Raw genomic sequence first — 26767 nt, 5'->3', positions numbered from 1 at the left:
TGGTTTGCGAAGTTTTATTTGCCTGGCTTTTGCTCCATCATGCTCTCCACCTTCCGCCCCCAGGGTCAGATAAGGCAGCCAATGCGCGCGGTACTTCATAGTGTATTTTTTGCAGCCCTGTTGCTGAGCTTGCCTACCGCCTTCGCGGCGCCCCAACACTTTCTTACGGTCTACGGCGAAGCCCCTAAGTACCCGGCCGGCTTCAAGCATTTCGACTACGTCAACCCGGATGCGCCCAAAGGCGGTAGCCTGCGCCGCTCGGCCCTGGAAATAGGCCAGTACGACCATATCCTGCCCTACATAGACAAAGGCTCGGGCATCACCCAGATCGACGGCCTGCTGTACTCCCCGCTGGCAGTACGCTCGCTGGATGAACCCTATACCGTGTATGGGCTAGTGGCCCAGACCATGGAGCGCGGCGAAGACGGCCGCTGGCTGCGGTTCAACTTGAACCCCAAGGCGCGCTTTGCCGACGGTTTGCCGATCACTGCCGAGGACGTCGCCTACACCTACCGATTATTTATGAGCGAAGGCAGCCTACGCTTTCGCACCTTGTTCGCCGACGTCAGCGGCGTCGAAGTGGAGTCACCCCACCAGGTCCGCTTTGACTTCAAGAGCAATGAAAGCCGTACCCTGCCCCTCGACCTGGCCAGCCTGCCCGTGCTGCCGCAACACTGGTGGAAAACCCGCGACTTCGCCAATGGCGGCGGTTTCGAGGCACCGCTGGGGAGCGGCCCGTACCGCCTGGGCAAAATCGACAACGGGCGCAGCGTCACGTTCGAACGCAACCCCGACTGGTGGGGTAAAGACTTGCCCGTCAGCCGAGGCATGTACAACTTCGACCAGTTCAGCGTGGAGTATTTCGGTGACACCGAGGTCGCTCGCCAGGTCCTGCGCGGCGGCGGTTTTGATTTCAACCGGGAATTCAGCGCCACCGGCTATAGCATCGGCTACAACAGCCCGGCGCTGGACGAAGGCCGGCTGCAAAGGGCGCAGTTGGCTCCCCAGAGCTTGCAGTCGGCCCAGGGCTTCGTTTTCAATTTGCAACGGCCGGTGTTCCAGGACCGCCGCGTGCGCCAGGCCATTGCCCTGCTGTGGGATTTCGAGTGGAGCAACCGGCGCATGATGCGCAACTTCTACGTGCGCCAGCAGAGCTATTTCAGCAACAGCGAACTGGCCGCTCGGGCACTGCCCGACGCCGCCGAACGGGCGATCCTTGAACCCCTGCGCGGGCAAATACCAGACGAGGTGTTCACCCAAGTATTCAGCGCGCCGAAGACCGATGGCTCAGGCTTGATTCGCAACCAACAGCTACAGGCCCTGGCCCTGCTTGAAGCAGCCGGCTGGCGCGCCAAGGACGACCGTCTAGTGAATGAAGCCGGTGAGACCCTAGATTTCACCTTCCTTAACGCCCAGTCCGGGGTCGACCGCCTGCTGCTGCCGTGGAAGCGCAACCTGGCGCAGATCGGCATCCGCATGGAAATTCGTCGCATCGATGCCTCGCAGTACATCAACCGGGTGATGGCCCGGGACTACGACATGATCATCACCGGCTACCCGGTATCACCATCGCCAGGCCTGGAGCTGTACAACTATTTCGGCTCTGGCGCCGCCCTCGACCCGGGTTCGAACAACTACATGGCTTTGCAAAACCCGGCAGTGGACCAATTGATCAGCGGCTTGGTCAAGGCGGACAACCTGCCCGACATGCAACGCCACGCTCACGCCCTGGACCGGGTACTGCAGTGGAATTACTACTGGGTGCCCAACTACTACCCGCCCGGCATTTCCACGGTGTGGTGGAACCGTTTCGGCATTCCCGCCACCCCGGCGAGTAACGATGAGGCCCTGGAAACCTGGTGGCAAGCCAGCCCCACGGCGCTGTCCAATGCCCAGATGAAAGCCTTGCAAAACCAGGGGGCGAGTCACTGATGTTGGCCTATGTGCTGCGGCGCCTGGCGCTGATCGTCCCGACTCTGCTGGTGATCCTGCTGGTCAACTTTGTCATTGTGCAAGCCGCGCCCGGTGGCCCGGTGGAGCAAGCCATCGCCCGCCTGCAGGGGGTCGGCGGCGGTAATGTCGGCGGCGGTAGTGAAGCGCTGCAAGGCAACTCGCGGGCCAGCCGAGGCCTGGACCCTAAGTTGATCCAAGACATCGAACGTCAGTACGGCTTCGACAAATCCGCCCCCGAGCGCCTGTGGTTGATGCTGAAAAACTACGCAACGTTGGATTTCGGCAACAGCTTCTTCAAGGGAGCCAAGGTCACCGACCTGATACTCGACAAACTGCCCGCGACCCTTTCCCTTGGTTTTTGGGCCACCTTGATCACGTATTTGGTGTCCATCCCCTTGGGCATTCGCAAGGCGGTACGCCATGGCAGCGCGTTCGATATGTGGAGCAGTACGGCTATCGTCATCGGTTATGCCATGCCGGCGTTCCTATTTGCGATGTTCCTGATCGTGCTGTTTGCCGGAGGCACCTCATTGAACTGGTTCCCCGTGCGCGGGCTGGTCTCGGACAATTTCGCCGAATTGAGCCTGCTGGGGAAAATCGCCGACTATTTCTGGCACCTGGCCCTGCCGGTAACCTCCCTGGTGATCGGCGGCTTTGCCACGTTGACGATTCTCACGAAAAACGCCTTTCTCAATGAAATCACGCGGCAATACGTGGTGACCGCACGGGCCAAGGGGCTCACCGAAAAGCGCGTGCTGTATGGCCACGTCTTTCGCAACGCCATGCTGTTGATCGTGGCCGGCCTGCCCCAGGCGCTGATCAGCGTGTTTTTCGCAGGCTCACTGCTGATCGAAGTGATTTTCTCCCTCGACGGCCTGGGCCGCATGAGCTACGAGGCGGCCGTGGCGCGGGACTACCCGGTGGTGTTTGGCTCGCTGTTTATCTTCACGCTGTTCGGCCTGCTGATCAAACTGGTAGGTGACCTGTGCTACACCCTGGTCGACCCGCGTATCGACTTCGCCGCGAGGAACGCCTGATGCTGGCTCTGTCCCCTTTGGCGCGTCGGCGCTTGGACCGCTTCAAAGCCAATCGCCGTGGCTGGTGGTCGTTATGGCTGTTCCTGGCACTGTTTGTCATGAGCCTGGGCGGCGAGCTGATCGCCAACGACAAACCTTTGTTGCTCAAATACGACGGCGCCTACTACTGGCCGGTGTTCAAACGGCATACGGAGCAGGAATTCGGCGGGCAACTGCCCTTCCAGGCCGACTACCGCAGCGACTACGTGCGCCAACTGATCGCCGCCAAAGGCGGGTGGATGCTATTCCCGCCGATCCCATTCAGCGCCGACACGCCCAATTACGACCTCGACCAGCCAGCCCCCAGCCCGCCCTCGGCGGTGAACTGGCTGGGCACCGACGATCAGTCCCGCGACGTCTTGGCCCGGGTGATCTTCGGTGCCCGGGTCTCGATCTTATTTGCCTTGGCCCTAACGGCCATCAGCTCGCTGATCGGCATTGCCGCCGGGGCGCTGCAGGGCTACCACGGCGGTTGGGTCGATTTGCTCGGCCAGCGCCTGCAAGAAGTCTGGTCGGGCCTGCCGGTGCTGTACCTGCTGATCATTCTGTCCGGCTTCGTCGAGCCGAATTTCTGGTGGTTGTTGGGCATCATGGCGTTGTTTTCCTGGTTGGCCCTGGTCGACGTGGTACGTGCCGAGTTCCTGCGCGGGCGCAACCTGGAGTACGTCAAGGCGGCTCGCGCGCTGGGCTTGAGCGACCGCCGGATCATCGTGCGGCACATCCTGCCCAATGCCATGAACGCCACCTTGAGTTTTCTGCCGTTTATCCTCACCGGCGCCATTTCGACCCTTACCGCCCTGGATTTTCTCGGTTTCGGCATGCCTGCAGGCAGTGCGTCCCTGGGTGAATTGATCGCCCAGGGCAAACAGAACCTGCAAGCGCCCTGGCTAGGCCTGACGGCGTTTTTCACCCTGGCAGTGATTCTCTCGCTGCTGGTGTTTATGGGCGAGGCCCTGCGCGATGCGTTCGACCCCCGTGCCTGAGGCTCCTATGCAAGACAACCTGATCGACATCCGCCACCTCGATGTGGCGTTCAACGGGCAGTTGGCGGTGCGCGACGTGTCGCTGCACATCGGTCAGGGCGAATGCCTGGCACTGGTGGGCGAATCTGGCTCGGGCAAATCGGTCACCGCCCACTCCATTTTGCAACTGCTGCCCCAGAGCGGCTGCACAAGCCGTGGCAGCATTCGTTACCGGGGCCGGGAGCTGCTGGGCGCCGACGGCAAAACCCTGCGCGAGGTGCGCGGCAATCGCATTGCCATGATCTTCCAAGAGCCCATGACCTCGCTCAACCCATTGCACACGGTGCACAAGCAGCTGGGCGAAACCCTGCTGGTGCACAAAGGCCTGAGCGGCAAAGCGGCGCAAGCGCGGATCGTCGAACTGCTGGAACTGGTGGGCCTACAAAACCCCCAGGCGCGGCTCAAAGCCTACCCGCACCAGCTTTCCGGCGGCCAGCGGCAACGGGTGATGATCGCCATGGCCTTGGCGTGCGAACCCGACCTGCTGATCGCCGACGAGCCCACCACGGCCCTGGACGTCACCGTGCAACGGCGCATTCTCGAGCTCCTGCGTTCGCTGCAGCAGCGCCTGGGTATGTCGCTGTTGCTCATCAGCCATGACCTCAACCTGGTGCGCCGCATCGCCCAGCGCGTGTGCGTGATGCGCGCTGGGGAGATCGTCGAGCAGGCAGATTGTGAGGCGCTATTCTGCAATCCCCAACACCCCTACAGCCGCATGCTGCTAGATGCCGAACCGGGTGGCCGCGCGGTGTGCCGCGAAGACCGCGAAGAAGTGCTGACGGTACGCGACCTCAAGGTCTGGTACCCCCTGGACGGCGGCCTGTTGCGCGGGCCACGGCACTTTATTAAAGCGGTGGATGGCATCAGCCTGGGCGTCCAGCGCGGTAAAACCCTGGGCATCGTCGGTGAGTCGGGCTCGGGCAAATCCACCCTCGGCCAGGCCATTTTGCGCCTGCTGGACGCCGAGGGCAGCATCACCTTCGAGGGCGCGCGCCTGGACGGCCTGGACAACCGGCAGATGCGGCCCTGGCGCAAACGCATGCAAGTGGTCTTCCAGGACCCCTTCGGCAGCCTCAGCCCCCGCCTCTCGGTGGCGCAGATTATCGAGGAAGGCTTGCAGGTGCACAGTGAAGCTGGCGCTGCCGAGCGCGAGCAGCGGGTGATCGAGGCGCTGCGGGAGGTAGGCCTGGACCCTGCCAGCCGACACCGCTACCCCCACGAGTTTTCTGGCGGTCAGCGCCAACGCATTGCCATCGCCCGGGCCTTGGTGCTCAAGCCGGCGCTGATCCTGCTCGACGAGCCAACGTCGGCCCTGGACCGTACCGTGCAGAAGCAGGTGGTGACCCTCCTGCGCCAATTGCAGGAACGCCATGGCCTGACCTACCTGTTCATCAGCCACGACCTGGCCGTGGTGCGCGCCCTGGCCCACGATGTGATCGTGGTCAAAGACGGCCAAGTGGTGGAGCGCGGCCCCAGCCAGCAGTTGTTTGACCAGCCACAGCACCCCTACACCTGCGAACTGCTCAAGGCGGCGGCGATTCTCTGACCGCCTGCACCGGTTTTATGCCGCTCGGCTGCCGCTGTACTGAAAAGTAGCGAGCGGTGATACTGCGGTTTTGCCCCGCGCCTTCTGGAGCCCGATGAAACGCTACGAAAAGTTTGCCGAACACATCGCCGAGCTGATTCGCACCGGCGTGCTTGGCCCGGGCGCCCGGGTGCCGTCGGTGCGCTACGCCAGCCAAGCCCACGGTGTCAGCCCCTCGACCGTGTTTCAGGCTTACTACCTGCTGGAGCGACGCGGCCTGATCCATGCCATGCCGCGCTCGGGTTACTTCGTCAACGCGCTGGCCCATGCCTTTGAGCCGCCGATGGTGCAGCCCGCGCACAGCGAATCCACGGCGGTGGACGTCAGCGAACTGGTGTTTTCCATCCTCGACTCGATGAAAGACCCGCACATGGTCCCCTTCGGCTCGGCCTTCCCCAGCCCACGGCTGTTTCCCCTGCCGCGCCTGGCCCGCTCCCTGGCCAGCGCCAACCGCGACATGCACCCAGACCTGACCGTCACCGACCTCTCCCCCGGCAACCCGAACCTGCGCGGGCAAATCGCGTTGCGTTATCGAGTGGCCGGGCTGGCGCTGCCCATGGAGGAGTTGCTGATCACCAACGGCGCCCTGGAGGCACTCAACCTATGCCTGCAAGCCGTCACCGAACCCGGCGACTTGGTAGCCATCGAGGCACCCGCCTTTTATGCCTGCCTGCAAGTGTTGGAGCGGCTCAAGCTCAAGGCCGTGGAAATTCCCGTGCACCCGCGCGATGGCATCGACCTTGAAGTGCTCGAGCAAACCCTGGAGCGCTTGCCGGTCAAAGCCTGCTGGTCGATGACCAACTTTCACAACCCCATTGGGGCCAGCGTGCCCGAGGCGCGCAAAGCGCAATTGGTCGAGCTGCTGGCCAGGCACCAAGTGCCGCTGATCGAAGACGATGTGTATGCCGAGCTGTATTTCGGCCAGCAGGCGCCCAAACCGGCCAAGGCTTTCGACCGCGAGGGGCTGGTGCTGCACTGTGGTTCGTTCGCCAAGAGCCTGGCGCCGGGCTACCGGATCGGCTGGGTGGCGGCTGGGCGCTTTGCGCAGAAGGTCGAGCGGCTCAAGTTGATGACCACCATTTGCGCATCGATGCCCGCCCAGGCGGCAATTGCCGATTACCTGCAACACGGCGGCTATGATCGCCATTTGCGCAAACTGCGCCTGGCCCTGGAAGCCCAGCAGCGGCAGATGCTCGCCGCCATCGCTCGCTACTTTCCCCGGGAAAGCCGGGTCAGCCAACCGGGCGGTGGTTATTTTCTCTGGGTCGAGCTACCCGAGCGAGTCGATTCGCTGCAGCTGTTCCACCTGGCCCTGGCCAAAGGCGTGAGCATTGCCCCCGGGCCGATTTTCTCCGCCACACGGCGCTTCAAATCCTGTATCCGCTTGAACTACGGCAGCCCCTGGTCGGCCCGCAGTGAACAGGCCATGGCGACCCTGGGCGAACTGATCGGTACCTTTTGACTCAGGTCATCGGGTTATCGAACTGCACGTACAGGCAGTAGAACGCCAGAACCACCCAGAACAGGCTGAACAGCCATGGGCTGCGCAAAGAAAACATCAGGGATTTGCGGTAGGCCACTGCACTCGAATCCCGCTCGGAGAACAGCGGTGAATCGTCGTACGCTGCGCCCATGGCCGGTTCGGCGCTGAGCAACTGGTTCTGCTTGAAATGCCAGTGATCGATGATCACATAGGACGCACGAATGCCCGGCCAGGCATGCAGCGAACTCACCAGCCCGAGGGCCGCCATCAAGGCCGGCACCACTAGAGTGAACAGCTTGCCCCACTCTGGGTTGAGGTTACCCATGGACGAGGCAAAGGCGATCACCAGAAAAGACTGCGCCGATAGGTAAGCGTTGGTGCGATTGGACAGCATGCTGGTTTCGTACTGGATCTCACGGCGATAGAAATCCAGACGGTCCTTGGGCGTACCGAACATGTGCGTATCGGTGCTGCTGGCGGGGTCCGGCAGGTGGCTGTCGGAGGTAATGATGGAGGCCACGGGGTTTCTCTTGGCGGGAAGATAGGCCCATTGGAGCCTCCTCCCGCTCAGCAGTTCAGCTTGTCCTCAGATGCCGTCGCGGGCGAGGTCCATGGCGAAGTAGGTAAAGATCAGATCGGCGCCAGCGCGCTTGATCGCGCCCAGGCTCTCGCGCACGACCCGGGCCTCATCGATAGCCCCGGCTTGCGCGCCGAATTTGATCATCGCGTATTCGCCACTGACCTGATACGCGGTCAGGGGCAGGCGCGATGCCTCGCGGATGTCGCGAATGATGTCCAGGTAAGCGCCCGCCGGTTTGACCATCAGGGCGTCGGCACCTTCCTGTTCGTCGAGCAGCGATTCACGCACCGCTTCCAGGCGGTTCATCGGGTTCATCTGGTAGCTCTTGCGGTCGCCCTTCAACGCACTGCCGCCAGCTTCGCGAAACGGCCCGTACAGCGCCGAGGCGAACTTGGTGGAATAGGCCATGATCGAGGTGTCGAAAAAGCCTGCGGCGTCCAGCGCTTGGCGAATGGCTTGGACTTGGCCGTCCATGGCTGCCGATGGCGCGATGAAGTCTGCCCCCGCACGGGCTGCCACCACCGCCTGGCGGCCGAGGTTCAACAGCGTGGCATCGTTGTCCACCACGCCATCATGCAGCACACCGCAGTGGCCATGGGCGGTGTACTCGCAGAAACAGGTGTCGGACATCACCACCATCTCGGGCACCGCGTCTTTGCAGATACCGACCATGCGCGAGATCAGCCCGTTGTCGTTCCAGGTGTCGCTGCCGTCGGCATCCAGGTGGTGAGACACCCCGAAGGTCATCACCGACTTGATGCCCGCGCGCGCGTAACGCTCGATTTCACCCGCCAGCTTCGATTCAGGAATGCGCCGCACCCCAGGCATGCTGGTGATGGGAATGAAGTCGTCGATGCCCTCCTCGACGAAAATCGGCAGTACCAGGTCGCCCAGGTTGAACTCGGTTTCCTGAAACAGCTGGCGCAAGCTGTCGTTGCGCCTTAGGCGACGGGGGCGGACGGCAGGAAACTGACTAGGCATGGGCACTCCAAAAGACAATGGAAAAGCCCGCCAGGGTATGCCTCTGCTGAGGCTTTGCCAAACCCCTATTCAATAAAAGAGCATTGCGCGAATCGCAAGAGTCCTGCCCGCCTACAGCGCCCGCACCGCGCCAGGCGCCAACGGCGTGGGGCCGCTGCCCACCGAATTGCTCAAGGGTGCGCCAAAATCGTCCAGGCTGATTTCAAAGCGGTCACCCGGGCGGGTTTGCACGCCGTCGGCGAACGACAGAGTGGCGGTACCAAAGTAGTGAATATGCACATCGCCAGGGCGCAGGAACTGAGCGTATTTGAAATGGTGGTACTCCAGGTTCTCGATGCTGTGGCACATGTTGGCCTCACCGCTGAGAAAGGCTTTTTCCCACAGCAGTTCGCTGCCGCGCCAGATCCGGCTGGTGCCTTGCAGGTGCTCAGGCAACGGGCCGGTCCGCAGCTCCGGGCCGTACGCACAAAAACGCAGTTTGGAATGGGCCAGGTACAGGTAGTTGCGCCGCTCGGTGACGTGGTCGGAAAACTCGTTACCCAGGGCAAAGCCTAGGCGGTAGGGCGTGCCGTCGTCGCCAATCACGTAGAGCCCGGTGAGCTCGGGCTCTTCCCCGGCGTCCTCGGCAAATGTCGGGGCGGGCAAAGCCTGGCCGGGGCGCACGACGCTGCTGCCGTCGCCCTTGTAGAACCATTCCGGCTGCGCTCCCACTTGGCCGGGCGCAGGCTTACCACCCTGCAGGCCCAGGGTGAACATGCGCAGGGTGTCGGTCATCGCGCTCGGCGCCTGCTCGGCCTGCTGGTGCATGCTGTCCCGGGTGGCGGCGCTGCCCAGGTGGGTAAGCCCGGTGCCACTGACCAGGCAGTGCGCCGGGTCGGGGTGGTCCAGCGGCGCCAACACCTGGCCGCTGTCGAGTAAATGGGTGTAGTCGGGGCCTGGCTCGGTGCCGCGCAAGGCCACCTCCGCCGCCAGGCTGTGGCCAGCGCGAATCGCGGCCAAGGCCAACTCACGGGTGCTGTGGGTGGCCTTGACCAGCTCCAGGCTGGCCCTGTCGACGCGACCGACCTGGCGCAGGCCGTCACTGCTGAGAAATTGGATCAAACGCATCAAAGGTGACTCCTCGGCGCAAACGTATGGTCATTCGATGATGTTGAATTCACCGAGGTACGCTTCGTTGATCTCCAGGCCCAGGCCTGGCAGATGGTCATCGAGCTGGATAAACCCATCGACCGGCGCCGGTTCACCCTTGAACACGTAGTAGAACAGCTCGTTGCCCACTTCCACGTCGAACACGGGGAAAAACTCGGACATCGGCGAGGCTGTGGTGGACAGGGTCAGGTGGTAGTTGTGCATCTGCCCGGCATGGGGAATCACTGGCACCGACCACGCCTCGGCCAGGGCATTGATCTTGCGCGCCGCGGTAATACCACCGACGCGGTTGGTGTCGTACTGGATTACGTCGATCGCACGGCGCTCCAGCAGGTCTTTGAAACCATAGGCGGTGAACTCGTGCTCGCCGCCGGAGATTGGCATGATGCCCATCTTCTTCAACTCGACATAGCCTTCGATGTCGTCGGCAATCACCGGTTCTTCCAGCCAGCGCGGCTCGAACTCGGCCAGCTTGGGCAGCATGCGCCGGGCGTATTCGAGGGTCCAGCCCATATAGCATTCCAGCATGATGTCGACGTCCGGCCCGGCCAGCTCGCGCAGCGCGCGCACTTGTTCGATGTTGCGGCGCATACCCGCCGGGCCGTCTTTCGGGCCATAGCCGAAACGCATTTTCAGGGCGGTGAAGCCTTGATCAAGATAGCCCTGGGCCTCGGCGAGGAACAGGTCGAGGTTATCGTTGGCGTAGAGCTTGGAGGCGTAGGTCCAGATTTTCTCCTTGGTACGCCCGCCGAGCAGCTTGAACACCGGCTTGTTTACCGCTTTGCCCATGATGTCCCATATGGCGATATCGATGGCCGAGATGGCGGCCATACCGATGCCTTTGCGGCCCCAGGCGTGGCTCTGGCGGTACATTTTTTGCCAGATGTATTCGTTGTCGAAGGGGTCTTCCCCCAATGCGATGGGAGCCAGGTAGGTATCGATGATCTGTTTGGCCACCCTGGGAGCCAACGCGCAATTGCCGATGCCCACCAGGCCGGTGTCGGTCTCGACTTCCACTACCAGCCAACCGTGGAAGCGAAACGAGCCCATGGCATCGCCTCGCTCGAACAGAATGTCGCTGGCGTTGGTGCAGAAGTGGGCCTGGGGCGGCACCACCTTGCCTTTCCATTCAAATACGCGAGTTCGGATCGTTTTTATTTTCATGCGAACAATTCCCAGGGCGATGTATGGACGAGCCCCCGGCCATTGGGCCGGTCAGCGCGATGGGCAGACTCTAGCGAGCTGGGCGATACCCTGCTAATCACTTATGGGCATTCATCGATAACCTTGGGTAATTGCAAAATCGGTGTATGACGGGGGAAAAGATCGGGGGCAAGCCCCCTCCTACGATCGGGACTGATCGTAGGAGGGGGCTTGCCCCCGATCTTCTAGCCACAACTGCGGCTCCCGGTCAGCTACCGAACCGCCGTGTGGTCACCACGCAAATCGCCAACCCCAACGCCGCCAAAGCACCGCCGACGAAGCCGACATGGGCCACGCCCAGGCTGCCGCTAACCACGCTGCCGAGCAACGCACCGCCGCCGATACCAATGTTGTAGATGCCTGAGTGCAGGGCCATTGCCACGTCCGTGGCGTCCGGTGCGAGCGCCAGCACTTTGGCCTGCATGACTAAACCAAAGCACATGATCATGATCCCCCACACCACGCACAGCGTGCCCAGAGAAGGCACACTCAAGGCCATCGGCAAGAACAGCAGCAGGCAGACCGCCAGGCCGCCGATCGCGGACGTCAAGAAGCCCTTGGGATAGCGGTCACTGAACTTGCTGAACACCACTGAGCCCACCACCCCCGCGCCACCGAACAGCAGCAACAGCACTGTGGTCATGTCGCCGCTCATGCCGGCATGGGCGGCGAACGGCTCGATGTAGCTGTAGGCGGTGAAGTGCGCCGTCACTACTAGCGCCGTCAGGCAGAACAACGACACCAGTGCAGGGCGCTTGAACAGCACCGGTAAGCTGCGCAACGAACCTGAATTCTGGCTGGGCAACAGCGGCAGCGATTTAGCCAACCACAACACCACGCCACCGGCGAGCACGGCAATACCGACAAACGTGGTACGCCAGCCCAGGGCTTCACCTACGATGCGCCCCAGGGGAATGCCCAGCACCATGGCCAGCGACGTGCCGGTGGCGAGCAGCCCAAGCGCCTGTACGTGCTTGCCCACCGGCGCCATGCGTACCGCCAGGGAAGCGGTGATCGACCAGAACAACGCATGGGAGAAGGCAATACCGATACGGCTGATCAGCAGTACGGTGAAACTCCAAGCCATGGCCGACAACACGTGGCTGACGATAAACACGCCGAACACCACGAACAACAACAGCCGGCGTTCGACGTTACGGGTCAGCAACATGATGGGCAGCGACGTCAACGACACCACCCAGGCATAGACGGTCAACATGGGCCCCACTTGGGCCGGGGTCATGTCGAAGCTGCCGCCAATGGCACTCAACAGCCCCACCGGGACGAATTCAGTGGTATTGAAAATAAATGCGGCTAGCGCCAGGGCAACCACGGCAAGCCAGTTGCCGCGCTGCTCAATGGGGGACTCACTCATAAATAGGTCATTTAACACTCAAGGAGCGTTTCTGCGCTGACGCTGGAAACGCTCGGTACAAGGGCCCATGGCAAAAACGCCAACGAGCAGCCAGCCCCCGGCCTGGATGATCGGAGGGGGTGGCGGCCATTGGCGTCTTATTCTGGATGGGGGAAATACGGACTGTAGCGTGCAATTCTACGAGGTCAGGCGGGGCGATCACAACCGCCCCCTAGTTCACACCACTTTGAGAACGATCTTACCGACGTGTCCACCCTCCTCCATGCGCCGATGGGCCTGGGCCGCATCGGCCAGGTCAAACACCTGGTCGATGATCGGTAGGCAGCGGCCCTGGGCCAAGAGTGGCCACACGTGGCTGTGCAGGGCTTGGGCGATCTCGGCTTTTTCCTCAAGCGTGCGCGAGCGCAGCATCGAACCGGTCACCAGCGCCCGCTTCGCCAGGATAGACAACAAATTGAACTCCTTGACCTTGGCGGAACCGAGGAAGCCTATGATGACCAAGCGCCCGCCGCGTGCCAGGGCGGCGACGTTACGTTCGAAATAGGGCCCACCCATGATGTCCAGAATCACCTGCACGCCCTGGCCTTGAGTATGCCGTTCGATCGCCTCAGCGAAGTCTTCTTCGTGGTAGTTGATCGGGATACCCCCCAGCTCACGGATACGCTCGCACTTCGCTGCGCTGCCTGCGGTGGCATAGGCTTTCATATTGAACGCCTGGCTGAGCATCAGGGCGGTGGTGCCGATGCCACTGGTGCCGCCGTGGATCAACACGCTGTCGCCCTTGACCGGCTGGCCCAGGTTGAACAGGTTGGCCCACACGGTAAAAAAGGTTTCGGGGATCGCTGCGGCGCTGAGCATATCCATGTCGGCCGGAACCATCAGGGTCTGACTGGCGGGCACTGCACAGTACTGCGCGTAACCGCCGCCATTGGTCAGCGCACAGACTTTATCGCCCAATTTGAAGCCTTGGGCGTTGGGCCCCAGGGCAACCACTTCGCCGGCCACTTCCAGGCCGGGGATAGGGTTCATGCCCGGCTGCATTGGGTATTGGCCTGCACGCTGCAACAGGTCAGGGCGGTTGATGCCTGCGGCGTGAACCTTGATCAGCAGTTCGCCGGCTTCCAGGTTCGGTAACGCTGCCTGGGCCGGTTTAAGCACCTCAGGGCCGCCAGGCTGGGCGATTTCGATATAGGTCATGCTGTGCGGCAGGGTCTGGCTGGACATCACGAAGGTTCCGCTCTATGGGCTTAAGGGAATTGAACACGCCATGGCGCAAAGGTGCCGGAAAAAATCCGAAGCAAAACCCGGGTCGCTGCATACGGCCTTCTGACGGTCCGGTTCGTGGGGGTCTGGGAGATATAGGTTTGCAGGGGTGAAAGATCGGGGGCAAGGCCCCCTCCTACGGTTGGCGACGGGGGTTTTCAGGCACAATACTGGCCCCGCCAACCTGCTTAAGCCTTGCCCACTATGCCTTTGGAACTGAGCGTCGACCTAACCACCCTGGCCATTCTTGTGGCGGTGGCCTTTATAGCCGGTTTTATCGACGCCATTGCCGGCGGCGGTGGCCTGCTGACTACACCCGCCTTGCTGACCGCCGGGCTGCCGCCGCATCTGGTGCTGGGTACCAACAAACTCAGTTCGACCTTTGGCTCGGCCACCGCCAGCCTGGCCTTCTACCGGCGCAAGCTATTCCGCCCGCAGCAATGGCAGCGGGCACTCTGGGGCACACTGGCCGGGGCGCTGCTGGGTGCTGCGGTAGCCCAATACCTGCCTGCCGAGTGGCTGAATAAAATGCTTCCGGTGATCGTCTTCGGCTGCGGCTTGTACCTGCTGTTCGGCGGCACCCCCAAGGCCCCGCTGGACAGCGACGCGCCCATTGCCAAACGCTGGCAACTGCCCCAGGGCCTGACCCTGGGCTTCTACGATGGCGTGGCGGGCCCGGGCACCGGGGCGTTTTGGACGGTCAGTAGCCTGCTGCTCTACCCGCTCGACCTGGTCAGGGCCAGCGGCGTCGCGCGCAGCATGAACTTTGTCAGCAACATCGCCGCGTTAACGGTGTTTATCTATTCCGGGCAGGTTGATTGGCTGATCGGCCTGAGCATGGGCCTGGCAGTCATGGCAGGCGCGTTTTTCGGGGCCCGCAGCGCCATTGGCGGCGGGGCGAAGTTTATTCGCCCGGTGTTCATTACCGTGGTGCTAGGGCTCACCGTGCGCCTGGCCTGGCAACACTGGTTCGGGCAGGCCTAAGCGGCGCGCCACATAGAGGTCGATCAGGTAACGGGCAATGGAACGCCCGGCCGGCAGCGGCGGTAAAGCATCCACGGCAAACCACTGGGCGTCCTCGATTTCGTCGGGCTGGGGCACGATCTCGCCACTGGCGTATTCGGCATGGAAACCCAGCATCATCGAGTGGGGGAACGGCCAACACTGGCTGCCCACGTATTGGATGTTCTTGACCTTGAGCTGCACCTCTTCATAGACCTCGCGGCGCAGGCAATCTTCGGCCGACTCGCCGGGCTCCGCGAAGCCTGCCAGGGTGCTGTAGACGCCGCTGACAAAGCGCGGCGAGCGCGCCAGGAGAATCTCGTCGCCACGGGTCACTAGCACGATCATGCTCGGGGAAATGCGCGGGTAACTGCGCAGGTTGCAGGCCGTGCAGTGCATCGCCCGCTCCCCCGCCACCTGTTCCATGGCCGCGCCGCAGCTGCCGCAAAAACGGTGCTCACGGGCCCAAGTGCCGATCTGCGCGGCGTAGCCGAGCATGCGATAGACCTCGAACTCGCCCTCCAGCATAAAGCCCCGCAGCCCTTGCCAATGGCAGCCAGGCAACTCGCGAGCCGCCTGCAACTCCAGCAGGTAAACCGGCTCGCCGTCGAAATAGCCAATGCCGTGCTCGGCCAATACCGCCAGGCCCTGCCCGTGCAACCACTGGCGGGAAAACAGCGGGCCCGAGCTGCCGAGCAGAAAGCCTTCTGGCGAACGCGCGACGGCCAGGCCACCGACGGTTTCAGTGGCGAGTATTGCAGTGGTCCAACGTTGCGGCATGGTGAAATTCTCGGTGGCGTCAGGTCAGTCGTCGAACAAGGCTTGCTGCTTGGTCATGCTGGCGGCCATGGCCACGCGCAGGTCGGTGGACTGCAACATGGCGGCGTTCCAGGTGGCGATGTATTCCAGCCCATCGTCGACCCGGTGGTCGCGCATATAGCGGATCATCTCTTTGGTGCCTGCCACGGCAATCGGCGACTTATCAGCGATTTCCTGGGCAATGGCCAAGACCCCTTCCAGCAGCGCGGCATGCCCGGCGTAAACTCGATTGACCAAGCCGATCGCGCAAGCCTGCTGGGCGTCGATCATGCGCCCGGTATAGGCCAGCTCGCGCAGCATGCCGTCGCCAATGATGCGCGGCAAGCGCTGCAAGGTGCCCACGTCAGCCGCCATGCCCATGTCCACTTCCTTGATGGAAAACTGAGCGTCGGCGGCGGCGTAGCGCATGTCGCACGCAGCAACCAGGTCGATGGCCCCGCCGATGCAATAGCCCTGAATGGCCGCCAACACTGGCTTGCGGCAACGGTCCACGGCATTGAACGAGGCTTGCAGTTGGAGAATCTTGGCGCGCAGCAGGCGGGCATTGCGGCCAACATCCTTACCCAACTCGGAGGCCACCGAGGCCAGCAGGGAGAGATCGATCCCGGCGCTGAAGTGCTTGCCGGCGCCGCTGAGCACCACTACCCGAACGCTGTCGGTGGCATCGATCCACTGAAAAATCTCGACGATTTCGTGCCAAAACGCGCTGTTCATGGCATTGGCTTTGTCGGGCCGGTTGATGCACACCTGGGCGATATGGCCAGTTACCTCGACACTGAACGCCTGATAGTCGGGCACGGTAAGCTCCTGCTGGGGTAGACGCCACACTCTAGCAAGCCGCCGCGCACAGCGCAGCCCCTCAGGCCTTGCGGGCCCGGGCCTGGGCTGGGCACTCGGCGTGATAGAGGTTGAGCGCCGTGTTGATGATGCCGATATGGCTGAACGCTTGCGGAAAATTGCCGAGCATCCGCGCCGCCTGGGGGTCGTATTGTTCGGCCAGCAGGCCGACGTCATTGCATAAGCCGCTCAGGCGCTCGAACAGCGCTCGCGCAGCGTCCTCTCGGCCAAGCAGCACATAAACATCGGCCAGCCAGAACGAGCACACCAGGAAGGTCCCCTCGCCTGCAGCCAGGCCGTCCGTGCCGCTCTCGGTGTCATAGCGCAGCAGCAAGCCGTCGCGCATTAGGGTGTTCTCGATCTGCTCGACGGTCGCGAGCACCCGCGGGTCATCCGGCGGGAGAAAACCGGTAAGGGCTATCTGCAACAAGCTGGCGTCCAGATGTTTAGAGCCGTAAGCCTGCACAAAACAACCGCGCACCGGGTCCACGGCCTTCTCGCACACCTCTTGGTGAATGCGCTCGGCCACCGCCCGATAGTGCTTAGCCTCAGCGGCACCCTGCTCGGTCATCTCGGCCAGGCGCGCCGAACGGTCGAACGCAACCCAAGCCATGACTTTAGAGTGGGTAAAATGTTGCGGCTCGCCGCGAATTTCCCAGATGCCTTCATCCGGCCGCTGCCAGATTTGCTCCAGAAACGGCATGATCACCCGCGCGATCGCCGAGGCCCGCGGGTGGCGCGGCAGGCCGCCGCGAATGCCCTGGCTGAGGGCGTCGGCGACCTCGCCGTAGATGTCTATCTGCAGTTGGCTAGCCGCAGCATTGCCGATGCGCACCGGCGCCGATTGCTCATAACCCGGCAACCAAGGCAGTTGGTATTCGGGCAAGCGCCGTTCGCCGCCTAGCCCATACATGATTTGCATCTGTTCCGGGTTACCCGCCACCGAACGCAGCAGCCATTCACGCCAAGCGCTGGCTTCCTCGAAATAGCCCAGTTTCATGAACGCCAGCAGTGTCATGGTAGCGTCACGCAGCCAACAAAACCGGTAGTCCCAGTTGCGCTGACCGCCCAGTTGTTCAGGCAGCGATGTGGTCACCGCCGCAACAATGCCGCCGCTGGGCAGGTACGTCATCGCCTTGAGGGTGATCAGCGAGCGTTTGACCAACTCGGTGGAGGCGCCCACTGCCGGGCAACGGTCCGAGAAAGCCCGCCACCAGGTCTGCGTCGCGGCAAGGGCTTGGTCGCCATCGAAACCCGGCGCCAGGGGTTGGCTCGACAGCTGATAAGACAAGCGAAACACCTGGCGCTCACCGGCCGCCACGCTGAAACGGCCTGCCGTGCGCTGGTCGCGGCCATGCAGCGCCGCGGTACTGCGCAGCACTAACAGGTCCGGGCCTGCCACGGCGGTCAGGGTCAACGGGTCGACCCGCTCCACCCACGGCACGCTATTGCCGTAGTCCATACGCATGGCCAGGTCGAATTCGAACTCAACGCTGCCGCTGAGGCCCTGGACGATGCGCAACACGCTGTCGTGCTCGGCCATGGGCATGCAGTCGATCAGGCAAGCGCTGCCGGTGGCCGTATGAAACGTGGTTTCTAGAATCAAGGTACCGTCGCGGTAGGCCCGCGAGGTCTGCTCCACCTTACCGCTGGGGGCGATGCGCCAGCGGCCATTGTCGGGCGTGCCCAACAAGGCCGCGAAACAGGCCGGCGAATCGAACCGAGGAAAACATAACCAGTCCAGCGAGCCGCCCTTATCGACCAGAGCGGCGCTGCGACAGTTGCCCAACAGCGCGTAGTCTTCGATCATTGCCGCCATGCTGCCCCCGTAAGTCAGAGAAGAAATTCAAGCGCGGGGCAAGATCCACCGCTCGATGGCCATGGCCACGCCGTCCTCTTTGTTGCTGCCCGTCACCTGATGCGCTTGCTGCTTGACGCTGTCCTCGCCCTGCCCCATGGCAATCGCCAGGCCGGCTTGCTTGAACATCGCCACATCGTTACTGCCGTCGCCGAGCACCGCCGTTTGCGCCAACGGCACATCGTAGGCCTCGGCGAGGGTGATCAGCGCCGAACCTTTATTGGCCGCCAGGGCGGTCACGTCCAGGTAGTACTTCTGCGAGCGCGCCGCCAGGGCCTGCCCCTCGATCAGGGGCTGTAAACGCGCTTCCAAGCGCACTAGCAGGTCGAAGTCGGCGCTGCTGGCGACGATCTTATCGACCCGGTCCAGGTACGGCTCGAAGCTGTCCACTTGCACGGGCTCGTAGCCCAAAGCATGTTGCTCGACCCCCACATAGTCACCCTGGGTGTCGCGCAGCAGCCACTGGTCATCGGCAAACACCCAGACCGCGACCGGCTCTTGGGCGAACAGCTGCAGGCAGGTATCGACCGCTTTACGGTCGATGGGATGGGTGCGCCAGTAACTGCCGTCGGGCTTGACCAGGGTCCCGCCATTAAACCCGGCGGTGGGTAGGTCGACCTTCAGGGCTTCGACCTGGGCACGCATGGCCCGTGGCGGCCGGCTACTGGCCAGGCTGAAGAGAATGCCCGCCTCACGCAGTTGCGCAACAGCCTCGATCACCCGGGGCGACAGGCTGTGATCGGGGCGTAATAGGGTGCCGTCCATGTCGCTGAGCACCAAACGGATGGGGCCTTGCGTTGCGCCGCTCATCCGAGGGAGTGCCAGCGGCGGCCGTCACGCGCCAGCAGGTCCTGGGCACCCTGAGGGCCATCTTCGCCCGCTGCGTAGGTTTCTACCTGGCCGGCTTCGCGCCAGGCATCGAGAAACGGTTGCACCGCGCGCCAGCCGTTTTCGATGTTGTCAGCGCGCTGGAATAGGGTCTGGTCGCCAATCAGGCAATCGTAGATCAGCGTTTCATAGCCGGTCGAAGGCTGCATTTGGAAGAAGTCCTTGTAGGCGAAACCCAACTCCACGTTTTCCATTTCCAAGGTTGGCCCAGGCTTTTTCGCCTGTAGGTCGAACCACATGCCTTCATTGGGCTGGATCTGGATCTTCAGGTAGTTGGGCTTGACGCGGTCGATCTCGGTATCGCGAAATTGTGAATAGGGCGCTGGCTTGAAGCAAATGGCGATCTCGGTGTCGCGCACGCTCATACGCTTGCCGGTGCGCAAGTAAAAAGGCACGCCCACCCAGCGCCAGTTATCGATCATGACCTTCAACGCGACGTAGGTTTCGGTCTGGCTGGCGGGGTCGACCTTGCCTTCTTCGCGGTAACCAGGCTTGTCACCCACCCCCGCGGTGTACTGGCCACGTACCGAGTTCTTTAACGCCTCGGCCTTGGACCAGGGCCGAATAGCCCCCACCACCTTGGCTTTTTCGCCACGCACGGCGTCGGCACCAAAGGCGGCAGGTGGCTCCATGGCAATCATGGCGAGCAACTGAAACAGATGGTTAGGCACCATGTCGCGCAGGGCGCCGGTGCTGTCGTAGAAATTGCCCCGGGTCTCCACGCCCACCGTTTCGGCGGCGGTAATCTGCACGTGGTCGATGTAATGGTTGTTCCAGAACGCCTCGAAAATACCGTTGGAGAAGCGGCTGACCAAAATGTTCTGGACGGTTTCTTTACCCAGGTAGTGGTCGATGCGGTAGATCTGCTTCTCGCTCATGACCCCCAACAGGCATGCGTTGAGCGCCTCGGCGCTGCGCAAATCGGAGCCGAAGGGCTTCTCGATCACCACCCGGCGAAAGCCCTCAGCGCTCTCTTTGAGCAGCCCGGCCTGGCCCAACTGCTGCGCTACTTCACTGAAAAAGCGCGGTGACGTGGCCAGGTAAAACACTGCATTGCCGGTGCCATTGGCTTGGATACGCTCAGCGATAGCCTGGTAGGTGGCGCCATCGACGAAATCGCCGCATAGGTAGCTGATGCGTTTTTCCAATTTGGCCCATAAGGCGGGGTCTAGCACGCTGTCGGGTTCTTGCCCCTTGGCCACGGCCTGCTCGGTGATGAAGTCACGCAGTTTGTTGGCGAACTCGGCGTCGCTGACCGCATTATGGTCCACGCCAACGATGTGCAAGCCGTTGTCCAGCAAGCCATCGCGGCTGAGGTTGTACAGGGCCGGCATGAGTAGGCGCTTGACCAAGTCACCATGGGCACCGAATAGAAACAAAGTAGTGGGCGGCGCCGCTTCGACCTTCGACTGGGTCAAACTCATTTAGGCACCTCGATATGGCCACCAAAGCCAAAGCGCATGGCCGACAGCATCTTGTCGCCGTAAGTGCTGTCCTGGCGCGAGCGGAAACGGGCGAACAAGGCACTGGACAATACCGGCACCGGCACAGCCTGCTCGACAGCAGCGTCGATGGTCCAGCGACCTTCGCCGCTGTCCGACACGGCGCCGGAATAGTTGGCCAACTGCGGGTCACTGGCCAGGGCATCGGCGGTGAGGTCCAACAGCCAAGAGGAGACTACGCTGCCACGCCGCCAGACTTCTGCGATATCGGCCATGTTCAGGTCGAAGCGCTGGTCCTGCGGCAGTTCGCTGGAGGACTTGGTCTTGAGGATGTCAAAACCTTCAGCGTAAGCCTGCATCAGGCCGTACTCGATGCCGTTGTGGATCATCTTGACGAAATGCCCGGAGCCGGCCGGGCCCGCATGAATGTAACCGCGCTCGGCACGGCTGTCGGCCGTGGGGCTGCGGTCGCGGGTACGCGGGATGTCACCGATGCCTGGGGCCAGGCAATCGAAAATCGGGTCGAGGCGTTCGACTACGTGGGATTCGCCGCCGATCATCATGCAATAGCCACGGTCTAGGCCCCACACGCCGCCCGAGGTGCCGACGTCTACATAATGCAAGCCCTGCTCGGTGAGGGTTTTGGCGCGGCGGATGTCGTCTTTGTAGAAGGTGTTGCCGCCATCGATGATCACGTCATCGGCGTCCAACAGGCCACTGAGCACGTTGATTGTGTCTTCAGTGGGCGGGCCGGCGGGTAGCATCACCCAGATGGCTCGTGGTTTTTCCAAGCTGGCCACCAAGGCCGGAAGGTCGCCAGCGCCGGTGGCGCCGTCCGCTGCCAGGGCGGCTACGGCCTCCTGGTTGACGTCGAAGACCACTGCCTGATGCCCATCGCGCATCAGTCTTCTGGCAATATTTGCGCCCATGCGCCCCAGTCCTATGATTCCCAATTGCATGCCGATGCTCCACTTACTACAGAAAAAGGGTGTACCACCCTAACGCGCAAACTCGCTTTGAGGTTAGTCCAACGCTGCGCGACTAGGTTCACAAACGACCATTCATCGGGTCGCACGAAGGGTTTATTACCTCGATGATAGCCCTTAGCCCAATAACGACGGGCATTTGGCGTCAAAAATAAAAAAGACACGCCGACCGTAAAAAATAATTTAGTTCCCACCCGGGCTAAAAGAATCCAGAATCGGTGCCGATAGAGGGACTGAAGCTGATCAGTGTACGCACTGCAGCGCTCTTACCTCAGTGTTGTGATTGCCATTTGCGAGGTGTGCAATGGGTACCGTTCTTCAAGCTAATCTTCCTCAAACTCTTTATGTCAACGTGCGTCGCGACGAGCTGCGCGAGTTGAAAGAAGAACGCGATCAATTGCAACTCCAAGTGGCTCAGTTGACCATGGTGTTGCAGTCCCACGGCCTGATGCTGGCCAGCCCTACCCGCGTGCGCCTTGCCTAACTAAAGGCCAGCCCGACACGGATACAGCACCGCGCAAGCGCAACGGCGTGCGCGGTCTAATGAATAGGGCAGCACTGGCTGCCCCTATTCATTCAAGCTTCTTGCTCCTGGTCTTCCAAACTCAAGAACAACTGCCGATCCAAAGGCGGATCAATGCGGCTGCGCTGAATTTCAATGACCTCCCTGCCACTCATATGCTGGGCCAACTGCGCCTGATAGCCCATTTTGCGTTGCTCTGCCGTCTTCAAATGGGCGCGGGTATAAGCAGACGCCGGGGCTAACGTACTGGCGTAGTGGAAATGGGCATACCAAAGCGGCTGCCCATGCTTATCGCTGATCGCATACTCTTGCAGGTAATCACGGGCCTGGCTGGTGGCCAGGTGGATGCGCCCACCGACCTTCTGGATACTGACCTCCCCCTGGCGCTTCAAGTAGTCCACTCGGCCAGCGTCTGGCGGCAGGGTCTTGACCCGCTCGATACGCATCAAACGCCCCTCATCGATGAGCTCCTGCGCTTTGTCGCGCAGTTGGCGAACCTTCAACTCCACTGACTCGTGACCGTCAACGGACAGGTCAGTCTGGTTGCTGCGTACGACGAATTTGTCGAGGGCATCAGCGGTCTCGGCCAAGCGCTCGCTGCGCATGCGCATGATGTCTTCCATTTCTGAAGGGTATTGCGCCACACGCGCCTGAGCTTTAGCCGCCAAGACCTGCCCTGGGAGGGCGTCCAGTGCGCTTTGCGCGCTATGCATCAACTCACTCAGGGTTTTCGCCGCACGCTTGCTTAGGCCGCTGGCAGTCTTTTTCGGCGCCTCAGAGGGCATTTGCTCCCAGGTCTCGCCACCGGCTTCACGACGAAAAGACGCGATGGTTTCATTGTTCACCGGGTCAACCAAATCCACCACGTCGCGCAGAACGCCTGGGGCGTCTCGCCAGTGGCCGATCACCATGCCATGGCTCCGGGTCCTAATAAGGGCTTTGTGCCTTTTCGGCTTGACCTTTTTGGCCCGCTCACTTTGTTGGGCTTGGGCACGGGCCAACGGCTCCAGATCGGTCCTGGCCCTCACGAGCAATTCTTCGACCAGGTGGGCCAGGCGAGTCAGCTCGTGGGGCCAGTCCAATTGGTTGTCCAGACCTTGGTAAAACTGCAAGGCTTCCAACAGGCCGCCATAGCGGGTGATCACGCTGTCGAGCACCTGCGTTCGCTCTGGCAGGGTGAACTCGGTATCGGACAATGCGGCCGCCGACTGCACCGCCAGGCGTACCGGCTTGGTCAGCTCATGCAAGCCCTCGGCCAAGGGGTGGTCGCCCAGCTTTTCTTCGCCGAGAATGCTCAGCATCTCAAGCAATGGGGAGGCGGCGTACAGCACGCCATATTGTTCTTTCCAGTATTTTTTGACTTCTGTCAGATGGATTTCGCCGTGATAGCGTACCCCTTCCAATTGCTGCATCCCGGCCTCGAGCTTTTTGCTGTACTCAAAAGACTGGCTCAACGAATGCATACTGTCACGATCGAACGCGGCCAATTGCTCCAACTGCGCCTCTGAGGCGTTCTCGTCAAGGGTGTCCAGCAGCGGCCGTATATTTCGCCGCAAGTCGATCCTCTCGGCGTCTTTTAGCACCATCAAGCCGATTATGTCCGTGCAATAGGATTCCAGCAGCGTGGCCTTGGTTTCCAACGCCCCACTGCGCACTTGCAACTCGGCTAGGCTTGAGCAGGTATCGATGGCCGTCAGCAGTTTGACCACCCGCTGTTCGAGGCCTTTGGTGTAATGCTCGCGCGCCTGAGCCAGGCCCGAAGCGTGAGTGGTGGCAGCTTCCTTGACGATGGCGCGGATTTTATTTAGCCGTTCAACGTCCTTTTGGTCCTCCTTGGTGAACGCCAGCAACTCCGCCTTCAACGGAATGGCAGCCTGTTCGTTGGCGGCGCGTAAAGAGGCCACGGTTTTCTTTGGCGAGCCACCGGCCAAACGCATACGCAGGTCAAGATGCCAACGCCCTACCTCGTCCTTTTTTAACCAGGGCCCAAAATGCCCGGGGTTGCTAGGGTCGACCACCCGCGCCGCTTGCCCGTCGGGATCGACCATAAACAGCGAACCGTCGACCTCCGCCAGCCAACGCCCCTCATTCTGGTACAAGCCCCGCCATGGCCCATGGGGGACTGCCGCGCCGAGATGGGACGGCCGAGCCATAACGAATTTCGCCAGCGCACGCCGCTCGGCAGGCCCCAAAGCATTGGCTGGGCTGGCCCAGCTGAAATCCAGTTGGCTCTCTATGTGATGGGTGACGCGGGGGGCCAATGTGATGCTCAGCGTGCGCTCCGGCTCGAAGTCCGTGCGCACGCGATTGGGCAGCGAGGCAACCACCTTGTCTGTGTGGACCAGGCCGCGCCCAATCCCCTCACCCAGCAAAATCAAGGCGCTATTGAACAGAAAATCGATGAACGTATCCAGGATCGCTTCTGTGTCACCGTCGGCCCTTGCCTGCAAAGCTTCTTGCAAGCCACTGAGGGTTTGCACCATCCAGCCGGCGGTCGCCATAGGGCCGCTGACCAGCGGCAACACTGCGTTGAACAGGGTCCAACCCAACTGCCCATAGGCGATCCAGCGGTTTTCCTCGTTGGACACCGAGCGCCGGTCGGCACAGGTCAGCAGGGCCTCTACCGTCTCGGCATACAGCACCTGCACGACATCGCCGATGATTGCGCTACAACTGAGGGTGGCCGGCGCCGGGCGGTCAATTGGGGCGAAATCGGAGCCTTGGCCAAAACGCACGATATGTGGCTCAGCGAACCCGCCATTGGCATACACCGGCCTGGCCGCCGCGCTTAGCCAGTCGAGCACACTTCGTTGCAAATCACCGGGGCGTTTGATGGCAGCGAACAAAGACGCACGATCGGGGTATTCCTGCAACGAAGGCTGGAACAGCGGCCGGTAGAGCACGTGAGGACCATTGGGATCATCCACGTTGGCGAACACAAACATGTCGGCGACCAGGTCTTCTTTGGCGCCAGGACGAGCGACAAAGCCCAACGTCGCCAGCATGGCTTGGGAGTCACGCACCAATAACACGCGCTCGACCAAGCCGTAGCCGACCTGCGTCATACCGTGCAAACCCCGTATGGCATATTCGAGCGCCAACATCGGTAGCTGGCGGCGCAGTTGCCGCTCGTAGCGCCCCCGGCGCACGGACGCCTGCTGCGCATCGCTTCTGAGCTCACGTCGCAGCAGCGCCAGGTAAGAAGCACCGGCATCGACGCTCTGCACCAAACCCTCCACGGCCTGGGTGTCCAGCCACGCCGGCAGCACCGCGCCGGCTCGCGGCTTGATTTGCACATGGCCACGCGGGCGCCCGGACAAGTTGAACAGTGCCAGGTCGGTCAAGCTGATGCACTGGTCATTCAGGGTAAAATCGCCCGCATTAATGATTGCCAACTCGGCATTGGGCGTTGTCAGCAGGTGCACTTCGATGTCGGTGAGAGCGGGGATTTGCTCGTCCGGGTGCAGTTCGCGCAGTTTTGCTTGCAATGCTTGGGCGGTGAATGCTTCGATCGACGGAATTCCATCTAAAAAGGATTGCCCCTTAACTTCTCGCTGTATGGCGGCCAGCTCACTGAGATGCACGGCATACAAACGCCGCAGGCCGTAGTCGGCCCGGGTCAACCAGCTCGGCATGACGCGGCTCAATGCCACCAGCTTTTTTTGCTCTTGGGCGGTGTCGATCTCGAACATGCACGTGGCCCGCTCGATCGACAGCTCTAATTCGAATACCGCGCGTGGCCCCTCAGCCTTGCCCTGCATTGCAGCGGCCAGTACGCGCACATCCGTGATTTGCTGTTCGGCCAGGGCCTGCGCCTGGGCCTCGAAAATATTGCCCAGCGGTTGGAATAACGACAGCTGCAAGCTCCCGGACGCGACGTAGGCCAGCTCCCGCCCGCCCATCGAGTCCGCCAGAGCCTGCAGTGAGTCATAGGCTTCGACACCCGTAACCGGGCTATACAACAGAACGATCTCCCGATTTGATATCTGCCGCCGAACGACCAGCGCGTAGGTCAACTCGGGGCCAGCGAGAAACTGGACGTCACCGAAGCTATCAATACGCAAGAGTGACGCCTGGGTCGGTGCCACGGTATCCCCTTGACTACGCCGGTGCGCATCAGGAAAAGCCAGCACCACCATAGCCACCGCGGCTTGCGCTGAATCCAATTGGCCGGCGTCCACTTGCCGTTCCACGTCAAGCTTGAAGTGGTTGCGCAGGTAATCGGCGAACCATTGCCAGCGGCATGCTCCCGCCCCCTGAGGGGCCGTCCAGAATTGCGTCAGTGCATCCAAATAAGCATCCAGCAGCCGGGGCGCCCACTGGTTGATCATCGCTTGCACCTCGAACATATCGATGGCCAGCGAAGCGGGCTGCTCAGCGCCTTTTTGCCGAGTGAGAAAGTCGTAGCCCTGCACTAACGTCAGCAGCTTGCCACTGACGTACTGCTGCAACAGCACGTCCACTAGCAAGGTCATGTCGTAGCCGTTGAACCGGGCGCCCACACCGGTCGGCGAGGCCAACCAGAGGTTATGCAGGTCGCTGCCCAACGCCGGATGCTTGGCGAGCAACTCGGTGTATAGGAGCTGGCCTGCGACGGAGCGCAAACTGGGGCGGGCGGAAAATTGTTTACTGACGCTGTTGGCCAGAGGGGCTCCTAGGGCAACCATGGCACTGAGTGATAGTCTTTCGGTCATGAGCGATATCCATAGCGATGTGAGCCCCTATCACAAAGCTCTTCGCGC

20 protein-coding genes are annotated in these 26767 nt (G+C 61.8%); 7 read left to right on the top strand and 13 right to left on the bottom strand.

Translation table 11 applies throughout. The annotated features are described in order from the left end of the window. Positions 1–81 precede the first annotated feature (81 nt). From QCL65_RS11840 to mapR, 5 genes are all read left to right on the top strand, one after another. Positions 82–1932: an extracellular solute-binding protein gene (locus QCL65_RS11840; RefSeq protein WP_407316400.1), complete on the top strand. Its 1851-nt coding sequence runs from the start codon at positions 82–84 to the stop codon at positions 1930–1932. Beyond that, entirely contained in the window at positions 1932–2990 is a 1059-nt protein-coding gene (locus QCL65_RS11835) for a microcin C ABC transporter permease YejB (protein WP_407316399.1), read from the top strand. Before QCL65_RS11840 ends, QCL65_RS11835 begins: the two co-directional genes overlap by 1 nt. Next, entirely contained in the window at positions 2990–4012 is a 1023-nt protein-coding gene (locus tag QCL65_RS11830; protein ID WP_407316398.1) for an ABC transporter permease, read from the top strand. Before QCL65_RS11835 ends, QCL65_RS11830 begins: the two co-directional genes overlap by 1 nt. A 7-nt stretch (positions 4013–4019) precedes the next feature. Next, positions 4020–5597, top strand: coding sequence for an ABC transporter ATP-binding protein (locus tag QCL65_RS11825; protein WP_407316397.1), 1578 nt, complete (start codon positions 4020–4022; stop codon positions 5595–5597). A gap of 94 nt (positions 5598–5691) precedes the next feature. Beyond that, positions 5692–7098 carry a GntR family transcriptional regulator MpaR gene (gene mapR, locus QCL65_RS11820; RefSeq protein ID WP_407316396.1) on the top strand — a complete coding sequence of 469 codons (1407 nt, stop codon included), beginning with the start codon at positions 5692–5694 and terminating at the stop codon, positions 7096–7098. Position 7099: 1 nt separating this feature from the next. Here the strand turns inward: mapR and QCL65_RS11815 are convergent, their stop codons facing one another. The 6 genes from QCL65_RS11815 to QCL65_RS11790 form a co-directional block, all read right to left on the bottom strand. Next, on the bottom strand, positions 7100–7576 hold the full coding sequence (locus tag QCL65_RS11815) for a hypothetical protein (RefSeq protein WP_407316814.1): 477 nt from the start codon (positions 7574–7576) through the stop codon (positions 7100–7102). A gap of 129 nt (positions 7577–7705) precedes the next feature. Further along, complete coding sequence (gene hemB, locus QCL65_RS11810; protein ID WP_407316395.1) at positions 7706–8680, bottom strand: porphobilinogen synthase; 975 nt, start codon at positions 8678–8680, stop codon at positions 7706–7708. Between the two features lie 111 nt (positions 8681–8791). Then, positions 8792–9787, bottom strand: a complete 996-nt coding sequence (gene araD1, locus QCL65_RS11805) for an AraD1 family protein (protein WP_407316394.1) — start codon at positions 9785–9787, stop codon at positions 8792–8794. A 30-nt stretch (positions 9788–9817) separates the two neighbouring features. After that, a complete protein-coding gene (locus tag QCL65_RS11800) occupies positions 9818–10993 on the bottom strand; it encodes an L-rhamnonate dehydratase (protein ID WP_407316393.1) in 1176 nt (391 codons plus the stop codon). A 247-nt stretch (positions 10994–11240) separates the two neighbouring features. Further along, entirely contained in the window at positions 11241–12407 is a 1167-nt protein-coding gene (locus tag QCL65_RS11795; RefSeq protein ID WP_407316392.1) for a sugar transporter, read from the bottom strand. A 216-nt stretch (positions 12408–12623) separates the two neighbouring features. Next, complete coding sequence (locus tag QCL65_RS11790) at positions 12624–13631, bottom strand: NAD(P)H-quinone oxidoreductase (protein ID WP_407316391.1); 1008 nt, start codon at positions 13629–13631, stop codon at positions 12624–12626. 243 nt (positions 13632–13874) lie between these two features. Here QCL65_RS11790 and QCL65_RS11785 point away from each other — a divergent pair, with 243 nt between their 5' ends. After that, a complete protein-coding gene (locus QCL65_RS11785; protein ID WP_407316390.1) occupies positions 13875–14654 on the top strand; it encodes a TSUP family transporter in 780 nt (259 codons plus the stop codon). On the opposite strand, the gene nudC is transcribed toward QCL65_RS11785, so the two are convergent. From nudC to gnd, 6 genes are all read right to left on the bottom strand, one after another. Beyond that, positions 14604–15452, bottom strand: a complete 849-nt coding sequence (gene nudC / locus QCL65_RS11780) for an NAD(+) diphosphatase (RefSeq protein ID WP_407316389.1) — start codon at positions 15450–15452, stop codon at positions 14604–14606. The genes QCL65_RS11785 and nudC overlap by 51 nt on opposite strands. Before the next feature lie 24 nt (positions 15453–15476). Beyond that, complete coding sequence (locus tag QCL65_RS11775; RefSeq protein ID WP_407316388.1) at positions 15477–16289, bottom strand: crotonase/enoyl-CoA hydratase family protein; 813 nt, start codon at positions 16287–16289, stop codon at positions 15477–15479. A gap of 61 nt (positions 16290–16350) precedes the next feature. Further along, entirely contained in the window at positions 16351–18147 is a 1797-nt protein-coding gene (locus QCL65_RS11770) for a glycoside hydrolase family 15 protein (RefSeq protein WP_407316387.1), read from the bottom strand. Positions 18148–18174: 27 nt separating this feature from the next. Continuing rightward, a complete protein-coding gene (locus QCL65_RS11765) occupies positions 18175–18996 on the bottom strand; it encodes an HAD family hydrolase (protein WP_407316386.1) in 822 nt (273 codons plus the stop codon). Further along, positions 18993–20498 (bottom strand): glucose-6-phosphate dehydrogenase, encoded by a 1506-nt coding sequence (gene zwf, locus QCL65_RS11760; RefSeq protein WP_407316385.1) that lies wholly within the window; start codon positions 20496–20498, stop codon positions 18993–18995. Before zwf ends, QCL65_RS11765 begins: the two co-directional genes overlap by 4 nt. Beyond that, complete coding sequence (gnd, locus tag QCL65_RS11755; RefSeq protein ID WP_407316384.1) at positions 20495–21475, bottom strand: phosphogluconate dehydrogenase (NAD(+)-dependent, decarboxylating); 981 nt, start codon at positions 21473–21475, stop codon at positions 20495–20497. The genes zwf and gnd overlap by 4 nt, the downstream gene beginning before the upstream one ends. A 331-nt stretch (positions 21476–21806) precedes the next feature. Here gnd and QCL65_RS11750 point away from each other — a divergent pair, with 331 nt between their 5' ends. After that, positions 21807–21986, top strand: coding sequence for a DUF6026 family protein (locus tag QCL65_RS11750; RefSeq protein WP_407316383.1), 180 nt, complete (start codon positions 21807–21809; stop codon positions 21984–21986). A gap of 92 nt (positions 21987–22078) precedes the next feature. Here QCL65_RS11750 and QCL65_RS11745 read toward each other — a convergent pair whose 3' ends face one another. Next, positions 22079–26719 carry a hypothetical protein gene (locus QCL65_RS11745; protein WP_407316382.1) on the bottom strand — a complete coding sequence of 1547 codons (4641 nt, stop codon included), beginning with the start codon at positions 26717–26719 and terminating at the stop codon, positions 22079–22081. Between the last annotated feature and the right edge of the window lie 48 nt (positions 26720–26767).

This window comes from Pseudomonas sp. nanlin1 (assembly GCF_045571515.1).
In the GTDB taxonomy this organism is placed as follows: domain Bacteria; phylum Pseudomonadota; class Gammaproteobacteria; order Pseudomonadales; family Pseudomonadaceae; genus Aquipseudomonas.
The sequence above is the reverse complement of the archived record's forward strand: the minus strand, read 5'-3'. Positions and strand labels throughout refer to the sequence as shown.